Origin of the sequence: Psychrobacter sp. AOP5-GZ1-6, from assembly GCF_052376345.1 — a bacterium.
Lineage (GTDB): Bacteria > Pseudomonadota > Gammaproteobacteria > Pseudomonadales > Moraxellaceae > Psychrobacter.
Window position 1 is genome coordinate 1 of sequence record NZ_JBQSVP010000246.1, and the last position, 1627, is coordinate 1627.

General features: G+C 42.8%; 1 protein-coding gene. It reads right to left on the reverse strand.

Annotation, left to right across the window (positions count from 1 at the left end; genetic code table 11):
• Positions 1–117 precede the first annotated feature (117 nt).
• A complete protein-coding gene (locus ACT3RN_RS15445) occupies positions 118–1272 on the reverse strand; it encodes an MFS transporter (protein WP_318779566.1) in 1155 nt (384 codons plus the stop codon).
• Between the last annotated feature and the right edge of the window lie 355 nt (positions 1273–1627).

Below are 1627 nucleotides of genomic sequence, written 5' to 3' on the forward strand. Positions count from 1 at the left end.
CGATAGTAAGAAAAAACCTATACCATGTAAAGTATGCACACGTAAACACCAGGACACTGTGCATTCGTTTATTATGGTTTCCTGCTTTATATCGTTGTGTTAACGAATCCTTAGATTTTAAGTAGTACGCGATTTTGTCTTTACCATACCAAAGCTGGCAACCAGCAAGGCTAAAACTTGTACGAACACTAGTAGTCCAACCGTCAACGTCCATTGTCCACGTGCATAAACCATACCGCAAAGCCAAGCACCTAGAGTCCCGCCTGTATAATAACCTAGATAATACAGACCAGACGCCAATGACCGACCTTTTTTAACATTGACTGCGATATAGCTGATGGTCGCCGCTTGGGTAACAAATACACCAGAAGACATAATAGCCAGCCCTACTATCACGCCCCATAATGGCGTTACTAACGTGATCAACACACCAATCATAGAGATAAAGATCGCCACTCTAACGGTACGTGCTGAGCCAAATCGACGTAACATCGTGGTTGATAAAGGGGTAATAATGACCCCTATCAAATAAACTGCAAAAATATTGGCCAGTGCACCTGTACTCAGCTCATAAGGCGTATTGGCCAGATGTAAGTTAATGAAGGTAAAACAGCCCACTAGCGAGAATAATACACAGGCCCCAAGCAAACAGGCGGTCACGACATAACGGTTGGTTAAATGTTCTCCAAGCGTCTGTATCGCTGCTCGAAAGTTGGGGTTGGCCACGAATTGCTGTGATGACGGTAGCATTTTCCATACCCACATCGCGCCAACAAGCGTCATCGCTGCCATCACATAATAGCCAGCACGCCAGCCAATGAGCTCGTGTAAATGTCCGAGTAAAAACCGCCCGAGAAAACCACCCAATACGCAACCCGACACATAAAATGACATCAAATCCGTCACTACTCGTCCTTCGAACTCCTCACCGATATATGCAATCGTCACGACCGTAATACCTGGCACAGATAACCCCTGCATAAAGCGCCATAGACCTAGCCAACCAATACTTGGACTCTGCGCGATTAGCGCTGTGGGTATCGCCAAAAATAATAACGCCCCAACGATAAATGGCTTGCGCCCCACTGCATCAGAAAGCATACCAAGAAACGGAGACATAATAGCAATTGCCATTATCGTCGCACCAACAACCATACCTACTTGTACTTCGGTCGCTGAAAAATCCACCATTAGGACTGGTAGCACTGCTTGGATAGAGTACACCTGCAAAAAAGCAAACATACCAATCAAACCAATCGTGAGCTTTAGTATCCACGATGGCGAATTGGTTGAAAGGTTTCGTGATGAGGCGTTATTTTTATTCTGACTAACAGTATTGTTCACAAGGATGCTGACTATATTGAGCGCCACTGAACTGGCGTGAGTGGTAGAAGTAAAACGAGCGTCAACAATGATAATTGCTTTATGTTTGTAACGACAAGCACATTATGGTATCACAGCCCATCACATATATTGATATCAAAAATTATGACATAAAAAAAGTCATTAATAATAACCATAACCAAAGTCTTACCTTTGTAACAGACTTTGAGTAGGCAAATTGCCATAATCATAAAGTGCTATATAAAATAGCTGTACAACAATAATCTTATAAATCTAATTATTA